General features: G+C 59.9%; 16 protein-coding genes. 7 read left to right on the forward strand and 9 right to left on the reverse strand.

Annotated features, from left to right (window positions below):
- Positions 1–281 precede the first annotated feature (281 nt).
- Genes AACY08_RS26955 through AACY08_RS26965 form a run of 3 tightly spaced genes read left to right on the forward strand, consistent with a single transcriptional unit; the run spans position 282 to position 3,847 of the window.
- The gene (locus tag AACY08_RS26955; RefSeq protein ID WP_339472174.1) at positions 282–941 is read left to right on the forward strand and encodes a paraquat-inducible protein A; all 660 of its coding nucleotides are present in this window, start codon (positions 282–284) and stop codon (positions 939–941) included.
- Positions 928–1,551: a paraquat-inducible protein A gene (locus tag AACY08_RS26960; protein ID WP_339472175.1), complete on the forward strand. Its 624-nt coding sequence runs from the start codon at positions 928–930 to the stop codon at positions 1,549–1,551. Before AACY08_RS26955 ends, AACY08_RS26960 begins: the two co-directional genes overlap by 14 nt.
- Positions 1,544–3,847, forward strand: a complete 2,304-nt coding sequence (locus AACY08_RS26965; protein WP_339472177.1) for a PqiB family protein — start codon at positions 1,544–1,546, stop codon at positions 3,845–3,847. Before AACY08_RS26960 ends, AACY08_RS26965 begins: the two co-directional genes overlap by 8 nt.
- 91 nt (positions 3,848–3,938) lie before the next feature.
- On the opposite strand, the gene mksF is transcribed toward AACY08_RS26965, so the two are convergent.
- Genes mksF through mksB form a run of 3 tightly spaced genes read right to left on the reverse strand, consistent with a single transcriptional unit; the run spans position 3,939 to position 8,765 of the window.
- Positions 3,939–6,779: an Mks condensin complex protein MksF gene (gene mksF / locus AACY08_RS26970; protein WP_339472178.1), complete on the reverse strand. Its 2,841-nt coding sequence runs from the start codon at positions 6,777–6,779 to the stop codon at positions 3,939–3,941.
- Positions 6,776–7,483 carry an Mks condensin complex protein MksE gene (gene mksE / locus AACY08_RS26975; protein WP_339419693.1) on the reverse strand — a complete coding sequence of 236 codons (708 nt, stop codon included), beginning with the start codon at positions 7,481–7,483 and terminating at the stop codon, positions 6,776–6,778. Before mksE ends, mksF begins: the two co-directional genes overlap by 4 nt.
- A complete protein-coding gene (gene mksB / locus AACY08_RS26980; protein WP_339472180.1) occupies positions 7,473–8,765 on the reverse strand; it encodes an Mks condensin complex protein MksB in 1,293 nt (430 codons plus the stop codon). The genes mksE and mksB overlap by 11 nt, the downstream gene beginning before the upstream one ends.
- Before the next feature lie 187 nt (positions 8,766–8,952).
- On the opposite strand from mksB, the gene AACY08_RS26985 reads away from it, so the two are divergent.
- Complete coding sequence (locus AACY08_RS26985; RefSeq protein WP_339472196.1) at positions 8,953–9,696, forward strand: energy transducer TonB; 744 nt, start codon at positions 8,953–8,955, stop codon at positions 9,694–9,696.
- Positions 9,689–10,141, forward strand: a complete 453-nt coding sequence (gene rimI, locus AACY08_RS26990; protein WP_314568899.1) for a ribosomal protein S18-alanine N-acetyltransferase — start codon at positions 9,689–9,691, stop codon at positions 10,139–10,141. The genes AACY08_RS26985 and rimI overlap by 8 nt, the downstream gene beginning before the upstream one ends.
- 120 nt (positions 10,142–10,261) lie before the next feature.
- Here rimI and AACY08_RS26995 read toward each other — a convergent pair whose 3' ends face one another.
- Entirely contained in the window at positions 10,262–10,666 is a 405-nt protein-coding gene (locus AACY08_RS26995; RefSeq protein WP_339472181.1) for a serine kinase/phosphatase, read from the reverse strand.
- A 139-nt stretch (positions 10,667–10,805) separates the two neighbouring features.
- On the opposite strand from AACY08_RS26995, the gene can reads away from it, so the two are divergent.
- Positions 10,806–11,450, forward strand: a complete 645-nt coding sequence (gene can / locus AACY08_RS27000; protein ID WP_065879680.1) for a carbonate dehydratase — start codon at positions 10,806–10,808, stop codon at positions 11,448–11,450.
- Here can and AACY08_RS27005 read toward each other — a convergent pair.
- The 5 genes from AACY08_RS27005 to AACY08_RS27025 form a co-directional block, all read right to left on the reverse strand.
- Positions 11,392–11,832 carry an SET domain-containing protein-lysine N-methyltransferase gene (locus tag AACY08_RS27005; protein ID WP_339472183.1) on the reverse strand — a complete coding sequence of 147 codons (441 nt, stop codon included), beginning with the start codon at positions 11,830–11,832 and terminating at the stop codon, positions 11,392–11,394. The genes can and AACY08_RS27005 overlap by 59 nt on opposite strands.
- 147 nt (positions 11,833–11,979) lie before the next feature.
- Positions 11,980–13,149 carry a hypothetical protein gene (locus tag AACY08_RS27010; protein ID WP_339472185.1) on the reverse strand — a complete coding sequence of 390 codons (1,170 nt, stop codon included), beginning with the start codon at positions 13,147–13,149 and terminating at the stop codon, positions 11,980–11,982.
- A 122-nt stretch (positions 13,150–13,271) separates the two neighbouring features.
- On the reverse strand, positions 13,272–14,972 hold the full coding sequence (gene acpA, locus AACY08_RS27015; RefSeq protein ID WP_339427204.1) for an acid phosphatase: 1,701 nt from the start codon (positions 14,970–14,972) through the stop codon (positions 13,272–13,274).
- Between the two features lie 93 nt (positions 14,973–15,065).
- Positions 15,066–15,386, reverse strand: a complete 321-nt coding sequence (locus AACY08_RS27020; RefSeq protein WP_339472186.1) for a hypothetical protein — start codon at positions 15,384–15,386, stop codon at positions 15,066–15,068.
- Positions 15,387–15,537: 151 nt separating this feature from the next.
- Positions 15,538–16,956, reverse strand: coding sequence for a short-chain fatty acid transporter (locus AACY08_RS27025; RefSeq protein ID WP_339472187.1), 1,419 nt, complete (start codon positions 16,954–16,956; stop codon positions 15,538–15,540).
- A 185-nt stretch (positions 16,957–17,141) separates the two neighbouring features.
- On the opposite strand from AACY08_RS27025, the gene AACY08_RS27030 reads away from it, so the two are divergent.
- Entirely contained in the window at positions 17,142–18,431 is a 1,290-nt protein-coding gene (locus tag AACY08_RS27030; protein WP_339472189.1) for an MFS transporter, read from the forward strand.
- The last annotated feature ends 40 nt before the right edge of the window (positions 18,432–18,471 follow it).

The raw sequence follows: 18,471 nt of genomic DNA on the forward strand, positions 1-18,471 counted from the left end.
ATCGCCGATGGTAGTGTGGGGTTTCCCCATGTGAGAGTAGGTCATCGTCAAGATTAAATTCCGAAACCCCTGTTTGCTAACGCAAACAGGGGTTTTGTTTTGGGCGGTTCTAAAGAACACAGGGTGCTCGCTTGGGGCTCTCATGACAATGCGCTGGCTTGCAAACAGCCCCGTCTCTGTCGCCCGGCCCACCCTGAGCCCCCAGACAAATATGCACAGTTATTTCTGAACCAGACCACTAGAATAGGCACCTAACCTTTTTTAGAGTCCGAGCCCTACTTATGCCCGAGCCGGTTGATGCCCTTGAGGTATCGGATTTACCACTGGACGACTTGGTGGCATGCCATGAGTGCGACTTGCTGATGCGCAAGCCAGTGCTGGCCGTCGGTGAAAAAGCCCAATGCCCACGGTGCGGTTATGAGCTTTATGCTCATCGCCACAACGTCGTTGAGCGAAGTCTCGCCCTGGTACTGGCCGCGCTGCTGCTGTATATCCCTGCGAACTTTTTGCCCATCATGCAGCTCAATCTACTCGGGCAGTCCTCGGAAGACACCGTATGGAGTGGTGTTCTCGGTCTGTTCGATACCGGTATGCAGGGCGTCGCCGCCGTTGTTTTTCTTTGCAGCATGGCCATTCCGTTGCTCAAATTGCTCTGCCAACTGGCTGTGTTGCTCAGCGTCCGCTGGAATATCGGCCGCAGTTATGGGCTGCTGTTGTACCGCATCTACCATCACATGAAAGATTGGGGAATGTTGGAGGTCTACTTGATGGGCGTGCTGGTGGCGATTGTAAAACTCGCCGACATGGCCTCCATCACGCTCGGCCTTGGTCTGGTCTGCTTTGTCAGCCTATTAATGGTTCAGGTGCTGCTTGAGGTGGTGATGTCGCCCCACCAGATCTGGCAAGCGTTGTCAGGAGAGGACGATCATGCGGGCGATTGATGCGGGCATTCTGATTTGTACCGAATGCCACGAACTGAATAAACAAAGCGCTGACTCCGACGAGCAGCTCTGTACCCGCTGCGGTGCGCTAATTCATGCTCGACGCCCGAACAGCCTGACACGCACCTGGGCGTTGCTGATCACGGCGGCGATACTGTATATCCCCGCCAACCTGCTGCCCATCATGACCGTCAACTCGTTAGGGCAAGGCGAGCCCAGCACTATCATGGCGGGCGTGATTCAGTTGATGCAACACGGCATGTACCCCATCGCGGCGGTCGTGTTCATCGCCAGTATTCTGGTGCCCACATTCAAGTTGGTGGGCATTGGGCTGCTACTGTTCTCAGTGCAGCGCCACCAGCCGCTGTCTGCCCAACAACGCATTGTTATGTACCGCTTTATCGAGTTCATTGGCCGCTGGTCCATGCTGGATATCTTCGTGATCGCCATTCTGGTGGCGGTCGTAAACTTTGGGCGACTTGCCAGTGTCGAGGCCAATCTCGGCGCTGCGGCGTTCGCCAGTGTGGTGATCTTGACGATGTTCGCCGCAGTAACCTTTGATCCCCGACTGATTTGGGATAACACGGAGTCGGACGACGACAATGAGTGATTTGCCTAAAGCTAAAACCCGCCCGGCCTCAAATTGGTCGGCTATCTGGGTGTTGCCTTTGATTGCCCTGATCATCGGTGGCTGGTTGGGATGGCGTGCCTATTCCCAGCAAGGCCTCGAAATTCAGGTGCGCTTTGAGAGCGGTGAAGGGATCCAGGCCAATAAGACAGAAGTGGTCTACAAAGGCATGCCCGTGGGCAAGGTCAAAACCCTGGCCCTTGACGACGAAGGCAGCAATCGCGGGGTGATTGCCACCATCGAGATGAACAAGGACGTCGAGCAATACCTCAAGACCAACACCCGTTTCTGGCTGGTCAAGCCAAGCGTTACTTTGGCGGGTATCACCGGCCTCGAAACCCTGGTCTCGGGTAACTACATTGCTGCCAGCCCTGGCGACGGTGAGCCCACACGCAAATTCAAGGCACTCTCCGAAGAGCCGCCCTTGTCTGACGCCAAGCCCGGCCTGCACCTGACCATCAAGGCCGATCGCCTCGGTTCACTGGACCGTGGCAGCCCTGTGTTCTACAAGCAGATCCAGGTCGGCCAGGTTAAAAGCTACCTGCTCTCCGAGGACCAGAGCACCGTTGAGATCAAGGTCTACATCGAGCCGACCTACGCCAACCTGGTGCGCAAACACACGCGTTTCTGGAACGCCAGCGGCATCAGCATTGACGCAAATCTCTCCGGCGTGAAGGTGCGCAGCGAATCCCTCTCGAGCATTGTCGCTGGCGGTATCGCCTTCGCTACGCCAGAAAATCGCAAGGACAGTCCGCCAACCGACCCGAGCCTGCCGTTCCGCTTGTATGAAGATTTCGACGCCGCCGCAGCCGGTATCAAGGTCAAGGTCAAGCTCTCTGACTTTGAAGGCCTGCAGGCCGGCCGCACGCCTGTGATGTACAAAGGCATCCAGGTTGGCAGTCTGAAGACCTTGAAGATAAACCCTGATCTGTCCAGCGCCAATGCTGAGCTGACACTCGACCCCCTGGCGGAAGACTACCTGGTCCAGGACACCCAGTTCTGGGTGGTCAAACCTTCCATTTCTCTCGCCGGTATCACCGGGCTTGAGGCGTTGGTCAAAGGTAACTACATCGCCATCCGGCCCGGTGACAAAGGCACCCCGCCGCAGCGTGAATATGAGGCCCGTGCCAAGGCACCGCCGCTGGACCTTCGTTCCCCCGGCCTGCACATGGTGCTGCTCACCGATACCCTGGGCTCGCTGGATGTCGGCAGTCCGATCCTTTACAAGCAGGTCAAGGTCGGTTCGGTTCAGAGCTATCAATTTTCGCGCAAGAAAAAACAACTCGTGATCGGCGTTCATATCGAGAAGGAATACGAAAACCTGGTTAACGGTTCGACGCGATTCTGGAATGCCAGCGGTGTCACCCTCACGGGTGGCCTTACGGGAGGCATTCAGGTGAAAAGTGAATCCTTGGCCAGCTTGATGGCCGGCGGTATCGCTTTCGACACGCCGCAGCCGAACGTGCCGTTGAAAAAGCGCATCCCGCGTTTCCGCCTGTTCGCCGACCGCGAGGCCGCCAACCAGCACGGCACATTGGTGACCATCAGAGTTGACCGCGCCGACGGCATGCGGCCTGGCACACCGGTGCGTTTCAAGGGCCTGGATGTGGGCAAGATTGAAAGCATTGACCTCAGCGCCGACATGCAGTCGGTGTTGCTCAGCGCGCGTATCACTCAGGTAGCGGACCGCATCGCACGGGTTGGCAGTCAGTTCTGGGTGGTCAAGCCTGAGTTGGGCCTGATGAAAACCTCTAACCTGGAAACCCTGGTCACTGGGCAATACATCGAAGTGCAACCGGCAGCCAGAAATGGCGGGCCACAAAAGAGCTTCGTCGCCCTGGAGCAGCCGCCTGAGGCTGCTCATAAGGAAGTGGGCCTGAGCCTGACACTCAGCGCCGCCCGCCGTGGTTCACTGAAGGAAGGCGTGCCGGTCACCTATCGCGAAGTCACCGTGGGCAAAGTCACCGGCTATGAGCTGGGCCAGACCGCCGACCGTGTCCTCATCCATATCCTGATTGAGCCCAAGTACGCCGCCCTCGTGCGCAGCGGCAGTCGTTTCTGGAACACCAGCGGCTTCGGCTTCGACTTCGGTCTGTTCAAAGGTGCCACCGTACGTACTGAGTCGCTGGAGACCTTGATCGCTGGCGGTATCGCCTTTGCCACGCCAGACGGCGAACGCATGGGCAACGCGGCGCGGCCACAGCAAACCTTCGCGCTGTTCGACAAGTTTGAAGATGAGTGGCTGACCTGGGCGCCCAAAATTCCACTCGGCAAGTAACCGAGGCCCTTCCATTCGACACAAAAAAAACCAGCCATAAAAAAGGCCGCGATCCATAAGATCGCGGCCTTTTGCGTTTCAGCTATTCAAGTCAGACCTCGTCCAACTCCGGCTCATCCGCCTGCACGTTCAACGTCGCCTTCACCACATCGTGACGACGGATGTACTTCCAATCCGCCTCATCGATATAGATCCCGTTCGGCCCGCTACCGCCTTCCAGGTCGATCGCCACCTGGGCGGATACCTGCGGCTTCACACTGGCCAAAATAGGCACGAAGCCCAGCTGCAAGCTCGTCTCCAGCAATGCGGCCTGGTTCTTTTCATCGATGTCCGCTGCCTCGTCGAGGTAGTACGGCAAGCGCACACGCCCTGCCTGGTCGCGGTCCATCAAGTGCAGCAACAGGTACATGTTGGTCAGTGCCTTGATGGTCATGGTGGTGCCGTTGGACGCCGCACCATCGATATCGGTATGAATCACCGGCTGACCGTTTACCTTGGTGATCTCGAACGCCAGCTCGAACAAATCCTTGAGGCCCAACTGGTTATGGTTGGCAGCCACTAGGCGCGCGAGGTACTCCTTGGCTTCTTCGTTCTTGTTGTCCTGCTCGGCGCTCTGGCTCAAGTCGAACACCGACAGCGTCTCGCCTTCTTCATACTGACCGGCACTGTGGATGATCTGGTCGATATGCTTGAGCGCTTCCTTGTTCGGCGCCAGCACGATGCGGAAGCTTTGCAGGTTGGACACCTGGCGCTTGTTGATCTCGCGGTTGAACAACGCCAACTGGTGCTCAAGGCTGTCGTAGTCGCTGCGGATATTGCGCAGGGTCCGGGCGATATCGGTGACGGCTGCACGGCGCGCCTTGCCCAGGGTCAGGGCTTCATCGGTACGGTGTGCATAAGCGTTGATCAGCAGTTGCAGGCGACGCTCAACGTCGTCCTCGCTGTCGAACTTGGCCACGCCCTTGAGGCGCACCTGCGCATACAGCGCTTCGATCTGGCCATCGGCGCGCAACAAACCTTGCCAGCTGTCCTGATAGTCATTGAGCAGCGGCAGCAGGTTGTCCATTGAATCGTCGACTGGGTCCATGAAGGGCGTGCCGAACGGCAAGTCTGCCGGCAGCAACTGACGACGGCGCAAGGCGTCATCCAGCGTGCGCTGCTTGGCTTCCATGTCGCCGATCTGACGGCCGACCAATTGCAGCTTGGCCGACAACTGCTGGACGCGCTCGGTAAACGCATCACTGGAACGCTTCAACTCATCCTGCGCCGCTTCCATCTGCGCGAGGTTTTCCAGTTTCTCGCCTTCTTCTGCGCTCAGGGTCTGCGCGCGACGGAAGTCTTCCAGCGCTTTCTGCGCATCAAGTACCTGCTGGTACAGCGCTTCAGTCTGGGTTTTGCTCGCCGCGCGGTCAGACGCCACAGCCTGCTGGGTTTTCAGCTGCTTGAGTTCTTTTTCCAGACGCTCTTTCTGGTCGCGCAACGCCGCGCGATCCGCCAAGGCCTGCAATGCCGGCGGTTCAATGTGAGAGATGTCGATGGACAGCCCTGGCACTTCAAAACGCTCGCCTTTGAAACCATCGAGGATCTGCTCCAGGGATTTAACCCACAGGCCTTCCTCGTCCAGCGTAATGCCATGTGCGCCCAACGGCAGGCTGAACAACGAACTGTTGAACAGACGCATCAGACGCTCGACATCTGGCTGTGAGAATTCTTCGCGCAGCTTGGCGTAGCTGTTGTTGTCCGCGTGATCCAACTGCTGCTTGACCGACTTCAAGCGTTTCTCCAAGTCGCGCAGACGCTCGTCCAGGTCCTCGGCGCTGAACTGTCGGGATTGCGCCAAGGCACCCGCCAACTCATCGTGAGCATCCTTGGCCGCCAGCAGTTGCTGCTCCAGCACCTTGACGTCATCGACCAACGCAAAGCGATGCTTGAGCACCGACAGCTCTCCCAGCCAACGCTGAATACCGCTGATCTCACGCTCCAGTCGCATCAACTCCTGGGTGCCACCGCGCTGGTCGTTCTGCAGGGCATCCTGCTCGTTACGGTAATGCTCGGCCTGGATCGTCAGCTCTTCCTTGCGTGCACTGGCGTAGTCGGACCAAGTGCCCAGCAACGAATCCAGCAATGGCGACAGGCGATGCAACTTGCCGCGCAATACGTCACGCAACCGTACGCCATTGGCGAGTGCTTCAACCAATGGCCCGGCAGCAACCAGCGCGTTGTAGTCCTGTTCCATGCGTCGCACGTCACGGAAGGCTTCTTCGCACGCAGCGATGTAATCTACACTGCCGGAACGCAGGCTGTGTTCGAAGGCATCCAGGAACAATTGCTTGAGCTTGGCTGCGGTGATTTCGCGCATGTGCAGCAGGTTGATAAACAGCGCGCGGAATGTCTTGAGGCTCTGTTCGCTGGTAGAGCGCAGCGGAATCAGCGTCAGGTCCAGCGGGATCGACGTATGGCCACCCACCAACAAACGACGCAGCTCATCCGGCTTCAGCTCATAGGCTTTGAGGCCTTCGCGTTCAAGGTTGGTGAACAGCTCTTTCTGACGCAGGCAGGTGTCATTCTTCTGGTAGTGGGCCAGGTCCAGCTTGCCGGCATAGGCAAAGAACTGGTGCCCGAAACCACCGCCCGGGCCGCGCCCGACCACGCCGATTACATGCGGGCCGTGGGGCAGGGAGACTTCCACGAGGATGTAGCTGGTGTCGGTAGCGAAGTAGAAGCGCCGCGATTGTTCCAGGGTGTACTTGCCGAAACTCATGTCCGACATGCGTGCCAGGATCGGGAACTGCAAGGCGTTGATCGACGCGGATTTACCCAGGTTGTTTGCGCCGTAAACCGACAGCGGTTCTTCCAGCGGGAACACACCCAGGCTGTAACCGGCGGTGTTCAATAGGGCGAAGCGGCGGATGCCGTAGCGTTCCTTGCTCATGCGTCGGTCTCCTGTTCTTCGGCAATGGCGCGGGCCAGGGCGTCTTCTTCGCTTTCGTCGCAAAAGTCACTCAGGTCCAGCGGGTCATCGGTCTTCAGCAGTTTTTCATCGCTGTCTTCGTCGATGATCACCGGTGCCGGCAGTGGCAACACGCTGTGCACGCTGGCAGCGAGGTCGCGGTCCTGCTGCACCGACAGGCACACATCCAGGAAACGGTGCATCGGCGGCAGGAAGCGGTAAATGCCGTTGTCTTCGCTGGCAAAACCCAGCTGGGTCATGCGGCGCATGATTTTTTCTTCGAGCTCTTCCTGGGTCTGCACTTCGGCCTGGATAAACAGGTCGCGGTACTTCTCCAGCAACGACGGCAGCTCATCGCGGCCCAGGCTGCCGCCATCCAGTACGGCAATCGGGTCGCGGCCCTGATCGGCCAGGTGCTCGACGATGATGAAGGTGAACAACGCCAGGCGCTGCGCGGTCTTGTTTACCTGCGCGGCAGCCACGGCGGTGTCCGGCACGAAGTAGTAGAAGCCCCGCGTATCGCACACCAGTTCAAAGCCCAGGGCCTTGAACAGCGTGCGGTACTGGTCCTGGAAGTTCGACAGTTGTGCGTACAGCTCCGGGTCGCGACGGCTGACGTGGTAACCCTTGAACAGCTCGCGAAAGATCGGCGCCAACTGGGACAGTTCGGATAGATCAAGTTGCATGCGAAGTCCTTACATAAGCGGTACTCGCAGGATGCTCGGCGGCGTCGGTGCCGGCCGGGAGCAGGGCGAATGAGCGCAGGCTGACCTGGTGCTCGTGTGTGTGGTAATCGCGGCGTTCCAGGCGCTCGCGCTTGAAACGTTTTTCACGCGAGAGGCGCGAGAACCAGTACAGCAACTCGTCGGTCGCGCCGTCCGGTTCCTGCTCCAGCAGCCAGTTCATCAAGTCTGGCATCGGCAGCGCATCTTCGCAGCGTTCGAGCATTTCCTTGACCGTACGCGGTGCGCGCTGGGCTTCGCCCTTGTGGGATTTGTGCGCCTTGGGAAACCGCGCCGGTTTCGGCTCGAAATTCGCCAGGGCATACACATAAGCTTCCACTTGGCTGGCACTGCCGAGGAAGGTGCTTTGCGGCCGGGTGAACATCGGCATCGCTGCTTGCGGTACCGCGTCCAGGCCTTTGCGGCGGATCGCCGACAGGGCCAGCGCCGCGCCACGGGTCACGGCATTGTGCCGGCGTGCTTCTTCTCGCAGTGGCAGCAGCAGTTCGCGGGCATGGCGCAAGGTCAGTTGGGCGCTGGTCTGCATTTCGAGGATGCGCGCGTGGGTGCGCAGCAGCATGTCGTCGTCTACCAGGTGGCCGAGGCGCTGTTGCTCGGTGAGCATGCGCAGCAGCACATTCTCGACCTTGCGCACGCCTTGTTCAAAGGCGCCGTCGGCATTCACCAGTTGGATCATCGGTTCGACGTATTCGTCCCAGGTCGCCAATACTTCGGCGTAACGCTGGCGCAACGGGATCTGCCGGTCGCTGGTCTTGGCGCGGTCGGCCACGGCAGCAAGGGCCTGTTCGTCGTTGGCGAGTTTTTTCAGCACGTCGCGCACGCGCATATCCAGCAGGCGCAGTTGGCGGGCGAGGTCGTGGCCATCACGGATGTCGAAGGCGTCCTGGATATACCCGGCCAGGCGCTCGAGGTGGCGCAGGTAGGCTTCAATTTCCAGGCACAGGCCAAGCCGGTGCTCCTTGCGAAGATACGCCAGGAAGTCGTGGATCTGCGCGTTGAGCTCGAAGCGGTTCGGGCTCTTGGCGACAGGCACCAGGATATCCAGGCGAATCCACACGTCCAGCAGGCTGGTGATGTCCTGGGGCGTACTGTCCAGTTGTTGGGCGGCCAGTTGCGCGCGCAGTTCGCTCAGGCTCAAGGTGCCTTGGTCGAAGTGTTCGCACAGTGGCTCAAGTAAGGCCCAGTGTTCGGCGAGGGCGCGCAGGACGCGCTTGGGTTCGATCATGGGAATGGCCGGCTGGTTGGCGATTAAAAGTCGCGATTGTACTGCATCGGACGCGGGATTTATCCACAGCCGGTCAGTGTGCAGTGGGCGATTGTTACCGAACAGCGGTAGAATCCCCGCTCTTTAGTTATCCACAAGTGGCCGAGCTGTGCTTATCGAGTCCCGACGTCGCGCTTACTTGACCGCCATGCAGGTGGTCAATTGGCTGCCCCGCACCGAACTGCCGTTTGCCGCCCCGTCGCGGCCCGAGCTGTTGCAGGCGCTTGAGCCCTATGAGGCGTTCGAGTCTTCGGGCGAGGAGGCGGCCGCGCCGGTTGCGGTGGTCAAGCCTGTGCCCGAGATGCGCCCCGTGGTCGAGCGGGCGAAGATCGAAGTGCCGCGCCCATCGCCGGCAGTCAAAGCCGTGGTCGCCGAAGAGGCCTCGCCGGTGGCCAAGGCAGCGGTGGTGCCGCCACCGCGCTTCGCCCTGCAATTGCTGCGCGCCGGGCGTTGCCTGCTGCTGGTCGAGTTGCCGACCGGCGAGCGCTTCCAGACCCGCGACCCGGCTTACATGCTGCTCAAGGACATGCTGCGCGCCGCCGGCCTGCCCGACAGCCCGCAGATCGTCGGCGACCCGGTGCGCTGGCCGTTGCTCGTGCGCGGCACCATGGACCAGGGGCCGGAAGCGGCGCGGGATTTTGTGCAAGGCTTTGTGTCGGCACGCCTGGAAGACGAACCCTGTGTGTGCCTTTGGCTGATCGGCCTGCCCGCCGTGCGGTTTGCCGGTGAAGCCAACGCCGAAGCCTGGTACCGCGAACTGCAGGTCGAAGGCCTGGGTTCGGTGTGGGCCCTGCCGGGCCTGGAACTATTAATGGAAGAGCCACAGCGTAAGGCTGATGTCTGGCAAGCCATGCGCCGGCTGATGGCGCGCTGGAAAACAACCGATGAGTGAGGCTTTATCCTTCCGCCCGATGACCGAGGCCGACCTCGACGCCGTGCTGAAAATCGAATACGCAGCGTTCAGCCACCCCTGGACCCGCGGGATTTTTCTTGATGGGCTGGGCAAGTATCAGATCTGGCTGATGTTTGAAGGTGAGCAGCAAGTGGGGCACGGTGTGGTGCAGATCATCCTTGATGAGGCGCATTTGCTGAATATCACCGTCAAGCCGGAAAACCAGGGCCGTGGCCTGGGTTTGGCGCTGTTGGAGCACTTGATGTCCCGCGCCTATGCCGCTAATGCGCGGGAGTGCTTCCTGGAAGTGCGGGATAGTAATACCGGCGCATTTCGCTTGTATGAGCGCTATGGTTTCAACGAGATCGGTCGGCGTCGGGATTACTACCCTGCCATCGGCGGACGCGAAGACGCGGTTGTCATGGCCTGCACCTTGGTGGATTAACCACACATCCAAATGTGGAGCGGGCTTGCTCGCGAAAGCGGTGTATCAGTCAAGATATCGTTCGACTGACACTGCGCATTCGCGAGCAAGCCCGCTCCCACATGTTGAACCGCGTTTTTTTCAGCGATTGCCGTCAACCGGATCAAGGTCGGCCAGTTCGGCCTCATCCAACCCATTCCCGCCGCCAATCTCATCCTCGGCCACGATACTCAAGTCGTAATCCGCCGGATTATCCTCACCTTCCTCCCGAGCATCCCGCGCACCATCCTCGCGGATCAGTGTTTGCGGGCTCATGTCATCATCGGTTGACTCATGATCGTCGGTGGAGGCTCCGGTCATCCCGGCTTCACGTACCCGTTCGTCAGGCATCAGGTGCTCGCGCTCGCGAGACGGGATTTTATCGCCAATCTCAGCCGTTTGATCGGGCTCGTCAAAATCCAGCTCGCGCATCGAACCCATGCGATCTTCGTTATCATCAATCGGTTCGGGCTGCGTAGCGCCGTAGGGACGTCGTGATTCAGTCATGGCCAATCCTCATACTATGGGGCTTATAGTGTGTGGACAGGCTGTGCGCCCCAAAGATTCAAGCTAATTTGCGCTAGGCGTGACCCGCACGCGAGGTTGTCAGTCACAAAACTGCGCATCATTCCTGAGGCTTTCCCTGATGAACGAACTACAAGACCTGCTTGATAACAATGAACGCTGGGCGGACGCGATCAAACAGGAAGATCCCGAATTCTTCGCCAAGCTCGCCCGCCAGCAAACTCCGGAATACCTGTGGATCGGCTGCTCCGATGCACGCGTACCGGCCAACGAGATCGTCGGCATGCTACCCGGTGATCTGTTTGTGCACCGCAACGTGGCCAATGTGGTGCTGCACACCGACCTCAATTGCCTCTCGGTGATCCAGTACGCCGTTGACGTGCTCAAGGTCAAACACATCCTCGTCACTGGCCACTACGGCTGTGGCGGCGTGCGCGCTTCGATGCAGGACCGGCAGTTCGGCCTGATCGACGGCTGGCTGCGCACCATTCGCGACCTCTACTACGAAAACCGTGAGGTGCTGGCCGAGTTGCCGACCGAAGAAGAACGTGTGGACCGTATGTGCGAGCTGAATGTGATCCAGCAAGTGGCCAACGTCGGTCACACCAGCATTGTGCAAAACGCTTGGCACCGTGGGCAGAGCCTGTCGATCCATGGTTGCATCTACGGCATCAAGGATGGTCGCTGGAAGAGTTTGAACACGACCATCAGTGGCTTTGAGCAACTGCCGCCGCAATATCGTCTGCGTCCGTTGGGTGAAGTCTAGTCTCGGCGTGATCGATGGTCAGCAGCTCACCGGCACGGATCTCACGCAAGGACCAGACCTCCAGGTAGTGCTTGTCGATACATACGTTCGGGTCGCTGGAGGGTGAAAACAGCCCGCTGAACCAGCAGTCGTACAGGTGGACGCGCGGCGACAATTGCACGGTACAGGGGCGTTGCTCGCCCACGGCGTAGCCGGAGATCTTGGCGATGCACACGCGGCTATTGAAGTCGACAAGCGCCTTGATCCCTGCGCTCAGGCCATTAGCCGCGTGCACCACTTCGAACTGCGCGGTAGAGGGGTAGCCCTTCTCAAGGTGTGACTTGAAGGGGTAAAGGCATTCGCTCTCGACGGTTTTAGCCTTATCCATGGTCAGAGTTTTCATCACTCTCCTCGGGTAGGCTGCATCGACCTACAGGTGGTGTCTGACGACCAGTCTTGCAGCGGATGGACACGGTTCAAGACTCGCTGAACAGGGCGCCGATTTCTACTGGCATTGTTGACAGTAGAAATCGGTTGTTTTTTGTGCAGCTTATAGCGCCGTGGCGGCAGTAGCGGGGGGTGGGGCAGCGTTCTTCAGCTGCTTCAACTGTGCCTTGATGGCGGGCGTGGCGCATTTTGCGTTTGCCTGCTCCGATGGCAGGTTGCGCACCGAGCTGTAAAACAACTCACACGTCTGCTCCTTACGCGTGACCTGCCAGGTGTTCATGCACGCCTTAAGCATCACATTCGGGTCACTCGCAGGTTTCTGCCCCATTCCGGCCTGCCAGCAGGCGGCGCTCAAGTCCTGGCCCATCACCTTCAAGCCGGCCTCGTCGGCTTTCTGTTCGTTGCCCTCGTAGGTGTCAGGGCTTGCGGCATACCAGATGTAACTCGGATGGTTGGCGCCCAGCACCGACACGGTCTGGCCCGCCCTTGGGCTGATCTGCGCCAGGCCCAGAACACCCACGGTCTGCCCGTATTGCTGCTTGATCCAGCTGCGCACGGGCGCGCCAAACGCCACCATCGGCAATGCCCCTTTGGCGGGCAGGCTCAGTTCCTGGACCATGCGCACCTGGTAATCGGTGAAGTAGCTGTAGACGGCTTCCAGGTCCTTGCCGGCGTTGGAAGGCGCGGCGATGGGCGCGATGTCGATGATGGTCTGGTAAGCCGGTGTTTCGGTGGCCGGGATGCCATTGTCGACGAGCAGGGCGGCCCAACGGTCAGTGGTGGCCGATTCCAGATAGTCCTGGGCTTGAGTCAGCGAGTAATCCGGCGGGAAGTGCAGCAGCTCGATGCTTTTGCGATTTTCCAGGGCCATGCCCAGCGGCAGGAACAGGTACCAGTTGTAGGCCCACTTGCCGTCACTGTTGAGTTTGCTGGCGCCTTGATAGGCCAGGTCGGCGGTATTGAGCAGGGTGGTCAGGGGGAGGCCATAACTGTCAGGGACGCCACTGAACGTCGCTGCTACCTGCCCGTCATGGGTCTTGACGCTGACTTTCGCGCGGCTGTACCCATCCCGTTGCAGGCTCTGGCTCAGATAATGCTCGGCGGTCTGCTCCAGCGTCCATGGCCGAAAACAGATCACATTGCAGTTATTCGGGTAGGCGAACAGTTGGGTTACACGCTGCGTACTCCCCAGCGGCACCTCGATGTCGGCCTGTACGACCGCACTCGCCATCAGTGCGGCCAGGATGAAGGACAGCCTGGTCGGTTTAAACATGGTTGTTTCCTTGTCAGCGAAAGCCCGTCTGCGCGGGATGAAAGCCCACCTCCACACAGTAGCGGCTGACCAGGAAAACCGCGTGCTAAATCACCCGGTGTGTCGTTATTGGATACGAAAACCTACAGGTTGAGTTGCAACGCGTTACTCAAGTCGCCCATCGGCTGTTGGCCGCGGGCGATCATCGCGTCATCACGTTGCTTCAGGCCGTCCAGGGTCTCCAGCTGGAACACTCGGGTGATCAACCGCAGGATCGATGCCGTGTCGTACACCGTATGGTCCACCGTGCCTTTGCGCGCGAACGGTGACACCACGAGCGCCGGAACCCGCGTGCCAGGGCCCCAGCGGTCGCCTTTGGGCGGAGCCACGTGGTCCCACCAGCCGCCGTTTTCGTCGACGGTCACCACCACCACCATATTTTTCCACTGCGGGCTGTCTTGCAGGACTTTCAAGGCGCGGACGATGTGGCGGTCGCCCGAGGCCACGTCGGCATAGCCCGCGTGCATGTTCAGGTTGCCCTGAGGCTTGTAGAAGGTCACGGCGGGCAGCTTGCCGGCTTGGGCGTCGGCGAAGAACTTGTTGGTGCTCGACTCATCACCCAAGCCACCGTCGCGCAGGCGTTTATCACGTTCGGCGCGGTTCTCGGGGCCTTGTTTTTTGAAGTAGTTGAACGGCTGGTGGTGATACTGGAAGTTCGGAATTTTCGGAATCCCGCCCGAATCCCTGAACTGGTCCAACGTCGCTTGCCACGCGCCGGCGTACCACGCCCAGTCGACGTTCTTTTTCGACAGCTTGTCGCCGATGTGTTCGTGGGTTTGCGGCACCAGCACGTTGGGCAGGTCGGGCTTGGAGTAATCCGGATTTTCCGGGTCGCGAATCCAGGTTGGCCAGTAGGGCGGGGCCAGGGTGTTCACGCCGTAGCCATCCGGGGTCAGGGCGCTGGGGCCGAACTGCGGGGGGCCAGTCATGGCGCTGGCCGGGGACTTGTCCAGCGGCTTGAGGCGCGGGTCGGTGGGATCTTCACTCTGCAGCGTGGCGATCTGCGCCTTGGCTACCGATTGAGCAGCATTCGGGTAAAACGGCGCGGTGGCGCTGATCAGGTACTGGTGGTTGAGGAACGAGCCACCGAAAGCCCCCTGGAAGAAGTTATCGCAGAGCACAAACTCCTTAGCCACGTCCCACAGGCGCAGCGAATAACGGCTCTGGGCGTAATGGCCCATCACCAGCCCGCCGGAGTCCGCCCAGGCGACGAAGTTATCGTTCTTGCCGCCGTTGATCTGCATCTGGTTTTGATAGAACACATGCCACAAGTCGCGGGTGACCAGGCTCAAGGGCAAGTCTTCAGCGTTGGGGCCCTTGAGGGCAAATGGCGCGTTAGGCAGGTTTTCCTGGAATTGCACTTCGCTGGGGTACGTCACCCCGTCCACAGTCTGCGGGCCGACTTGCAATACGCCGCCCCATACCGGGGGCAGAGTGCTCAGTACGCTGGCGTCGCGGTCGCGTTGTTGTGTGTCGGCGGCAGAAAGTGCCGACAGCGGTTTCTCCACCCCGGGGAAGTCGGCAAATAGATTGTTGAAGCTGCGATTCTCTGCGTAGATGACCACCACGGTTTTCACCTGATCACGCAGCGCTTTGTCGAGCGCCTGCGGCGTGAGCGGCCGCGTCACCGGTTTGCCTGGCGCTTCGCTGGTGTTGCCGCAGGCACTCAAGGTGGCGCCAACCCCCAACACCGCCGCCCCCCCCAGGAAGCGCCGGCGGCTGGTGTCTACTGGCGGTTGGGCTACGGAATCGGGGGAAGAGCGGTCTTCGTGATCGTCACTCATAGCGGGGAATTCCTGGCGAGTTGTTGCAAGATGTTTCGCCAGGACGGTAGCAATGCAATATGACGGAAAGAAGACAGTTATTGAGTCAGAGGCTCACAACAGGCGCAGTGCCAACTGGCTGCCGGCACGCAAGTACTCCATCTGTGCCGTCAGCGCATCTTTGACGATGGCCTCGCCCGTGTCGGTCAGCGCGGCCTTTTTCGAATCGATAACCGTGGTCTGCAACAGCTGCATCGCCACGTCGATCGACTTCTGGAAGGCTGTGACGTTGTTGTGCAGGCCAAACTCCTTGATAACGGTCGCCATGCGCCGGTCGGCATCGTCTCGCAAAGCGCGGTACTCCGTGACCGAAACGTTGTCGTCCTTATAAGTATCAGTGATCAACGCTTCCAGCGATTTTGATAGGGGCGTCATCGGATTTTCCTTGGTGTTTTGTGAGTGGGGATCCGAGTCAGGTTAATCAAAGAGGTTGGCGGGAGGAGTCAGGTATTGCCATCGCGTGGGGTGAGACAACCCCACGCGATTCATCAGAAACAGGCTTCAATCGACAAGCTGACTGCTGTCGTTAAGGCATCACCGGCGGCAAATACTTCAACGTCGTGCCCAACGCCCACAACAGGAACAACACCAGTGGCGTATGCACCAGCAACTGTACGAACGAAAATCCGATCAAATCCCGCGCCTTCAACCCCAATACCCCCAGCAGCGGCAGCATGTAGAACGGGTTGATCAGGTTCGGCAACGCTTCAGCGGCGTTATAAATCTGCACCGCCCAGCCCAAGTGGTACTGCAGGTCATTGGCTACTTGCATCACATAGGGCGCTTCGATGATCCACTTGCCACCGCCTGACGGGATAAAGAAGCCCAGCACCGCCGAGTACACGCCCATCAGCAGCGCGTAGGTGTCATGGGAGGCGATGGAGGTGAAGAAGGTCGAGATATGGTGTGCCAGCGTCTGGCCGTCGCCGCCCTTGACCACGGTCATCAATGCCGCGATCGAGCCGTACAGCGGGAACTGGATGAGTACACCGGTGGTGGTCGGCACCGCACGGGCCACTGCATCGAGGAAGCTGCGCGGGCGCCAGTGCAACAGGGCGCCGACCATGATGAACAGGAAATTATAGGTGTTCAGCCCCGAGATGGCGCTGATCGCCGGCTTGGTCGAGAACTCATGGAACAGCCAACCGGCCGCCAGCAACGCCAGCAGGATAGTCAGCAATGGGCTGTGTTCCAGCCATTCGCCCGGTCGGGTCGGTGCTTGTAGCTTGGGCAGGTTGAACGCCGGGTCGACGCCGCAGGCCTTGGCATCGCGCGCGCTGTTCGGACCGGGCGCAGTGGCGTAGGCGATGATCAGCGACACCACGATCAGCGCCAGCAACAGCACGCCGGATTGCCACAGGAAGATGGTATCCGTAAACGGGATCACCCCGGTAATCGACAGAATCGACGGCGGTAGGCTCGCCGGGTTGGCCTGCAACTGCGCGGCCGACGACGACAGTCCCAACGCCCACACGGCACCGAGCCCCAAGTAGGCCGCGGCACCGGCCGCGCGATAATCCATGCGCAAATCGGTACGACGCGCCAACGCCCGCACCAGCAACCCAGCAAACACCAGGGACAAGCCCCAGTTCAACAACGAGGCGACCATCGAGATCAACGCCACCCAGGCCACGGCCGAGCGACCGTTCTTGGGGATACGCGCCAGGCGGTCGATCAGCTTTACCGCAGGCGGCGAGCTGGCCACTACATAACCTCCGATCACTACAAAGGCCATCTGCATCGTAAAGGGGATGAGGCTCCAGAACCCGTCACCAAAGGCTTTGGCCGCGTCGGTCGGCGCGGCGCCCATGCCCAGGGTCGCTACGGCGACAATGATCACGGCGAGGGCGGCAAACACCCAGGAGTCTGGAAACCAGCGTTCGGCGAAGTTGGAACAGCGCAGGGCAAATCGGGCGTAGCGGCTTTCTTCGATAGCATCGGCCACGGGGCATTCCTCTTGTAGTTATTAGGTGGGAGGCAGTTTTCCGGCATGTTCCGCTACGGTCATTGATATGGGAATGCAGTTATCTTCATCGATCCATGAGGAAAACAAATATATCTGTCGTGATTGCCATCATTGGACTCAGCTCATAACCTGCACGCCATTTTGTTTGTCTGCCGAGCCTTCATATGACTGCTACCTTTTCTTCACAGGCGCAGCGTTTTTCCCGCTCCGACTACAAAACCCTGGGCCTGGCCGCCCTGGGCGGTGCCCTGGAAATCTACGACTTCATCATCTTCGTGTTTTTTGCGTTGACCTTGAGCCAACTGTTCTTCCCTCCGGAAATGCCCGAGTGGCTGCGCCTGCTGCAAAGCTTTGGCATCTTCGTCACGGGTTACCTTGCGCGACCGTTGGGCGGCATCCTGATGGCCCATTTCGCCGATCACCTGGGACGCAAGCGCGTGTTCAGCCTGAGCATCCTGATGATGGCCTTGCCTTGCCTGTTGATCGGGATCATGCCGACCTACGCGCAAATCGGCTATTTCGCACCTTTGATCCTGCTGGCGCTGCGCGTGCTGCAAGGCGCGGCGGTGGGCGGAGAAGTCCCTAGCGCCTGGACCTTCGTTGCCGAACACGCGCCGCCCCATCATCGTGGCTACGCCCTGGGTTTCCTGCAGGCCGGCCTGACCTTCGGCTACCTGCTTGGCGCACTCACTGCCACATTGCTGGCGCAAGTTTTCACCCCGGCTGAAATCCTCGATTACGCCTGGCGCTTCCCGTTCCTGCTCGGCGGGGTATTCGGTGTGATCGGCGTATGGCTGCGCCGCTGGCTCAGCGAAACCCCAGTGTTCCTCGAAATGCAGGCTCGCCGCCAGGCCGCCGCCGAGATGCCGCTGCGCACTGTATTGCGCGACCACCGCGCCGTGTTGCTGCCGGCGATGATCCTCACCTGCCTCCTGACCTCAGCCGTGGTCGTCCTCGTGGTTATCACCCCAACCATGATGCAAAAAACCTTCGGCATGAGCCCCAGCCACACCTTCGCCTTGAGTGCCTTAGGCATCGTTTTCTTGAACATCGGCTGCGTATTGGCTGGCTTGCTCGTAGACCGCATCGGCGCCTGGCGTGCTGTGCTGGTCTACAGCCTGTTGCTGCCAGTGGGGGTTGCGGTTCTGTACGCAAGCCTGATCAGCGGCGGCACCTGGCTGGGCGCGGCCTATGCCGTGGCGGGCCTGAGTTGTGGCGTGGTGGGCGCGGTGCCATCGGTGATGGTCGGGTTGTTCCCGGCGCCGGTGCGAGTGTCGGGGATTTCCTTTACCTACAACATTGCTTATGCGCTGTGGGCGAGTACCACGCCGTTATTGCTGATTGCGTTGATGCCGACCCGCCCGTGGATTTGCGTGGTTTACTGCGTGGTGATGGGCGCGGTGGGGGTGGTGAGTGTGGCGCTGTTTGGTAGGCGCCACACCTTGGCCGCCTAGATATCAGGTCAATAAGTGCCAGAACAGCAGCGTACCCGCC

This window comes from Pseudomonas sp. EL_65y_Pfl1_R83 (genome assembly GCF_963970695.1).
GTDB lineage: Bacteria > Pseudomonadota > Gammaproteobacteria > Pseudomonadales > Pseudomonadaceae > Aquipseudomonas > Aquipseudomonas tritici.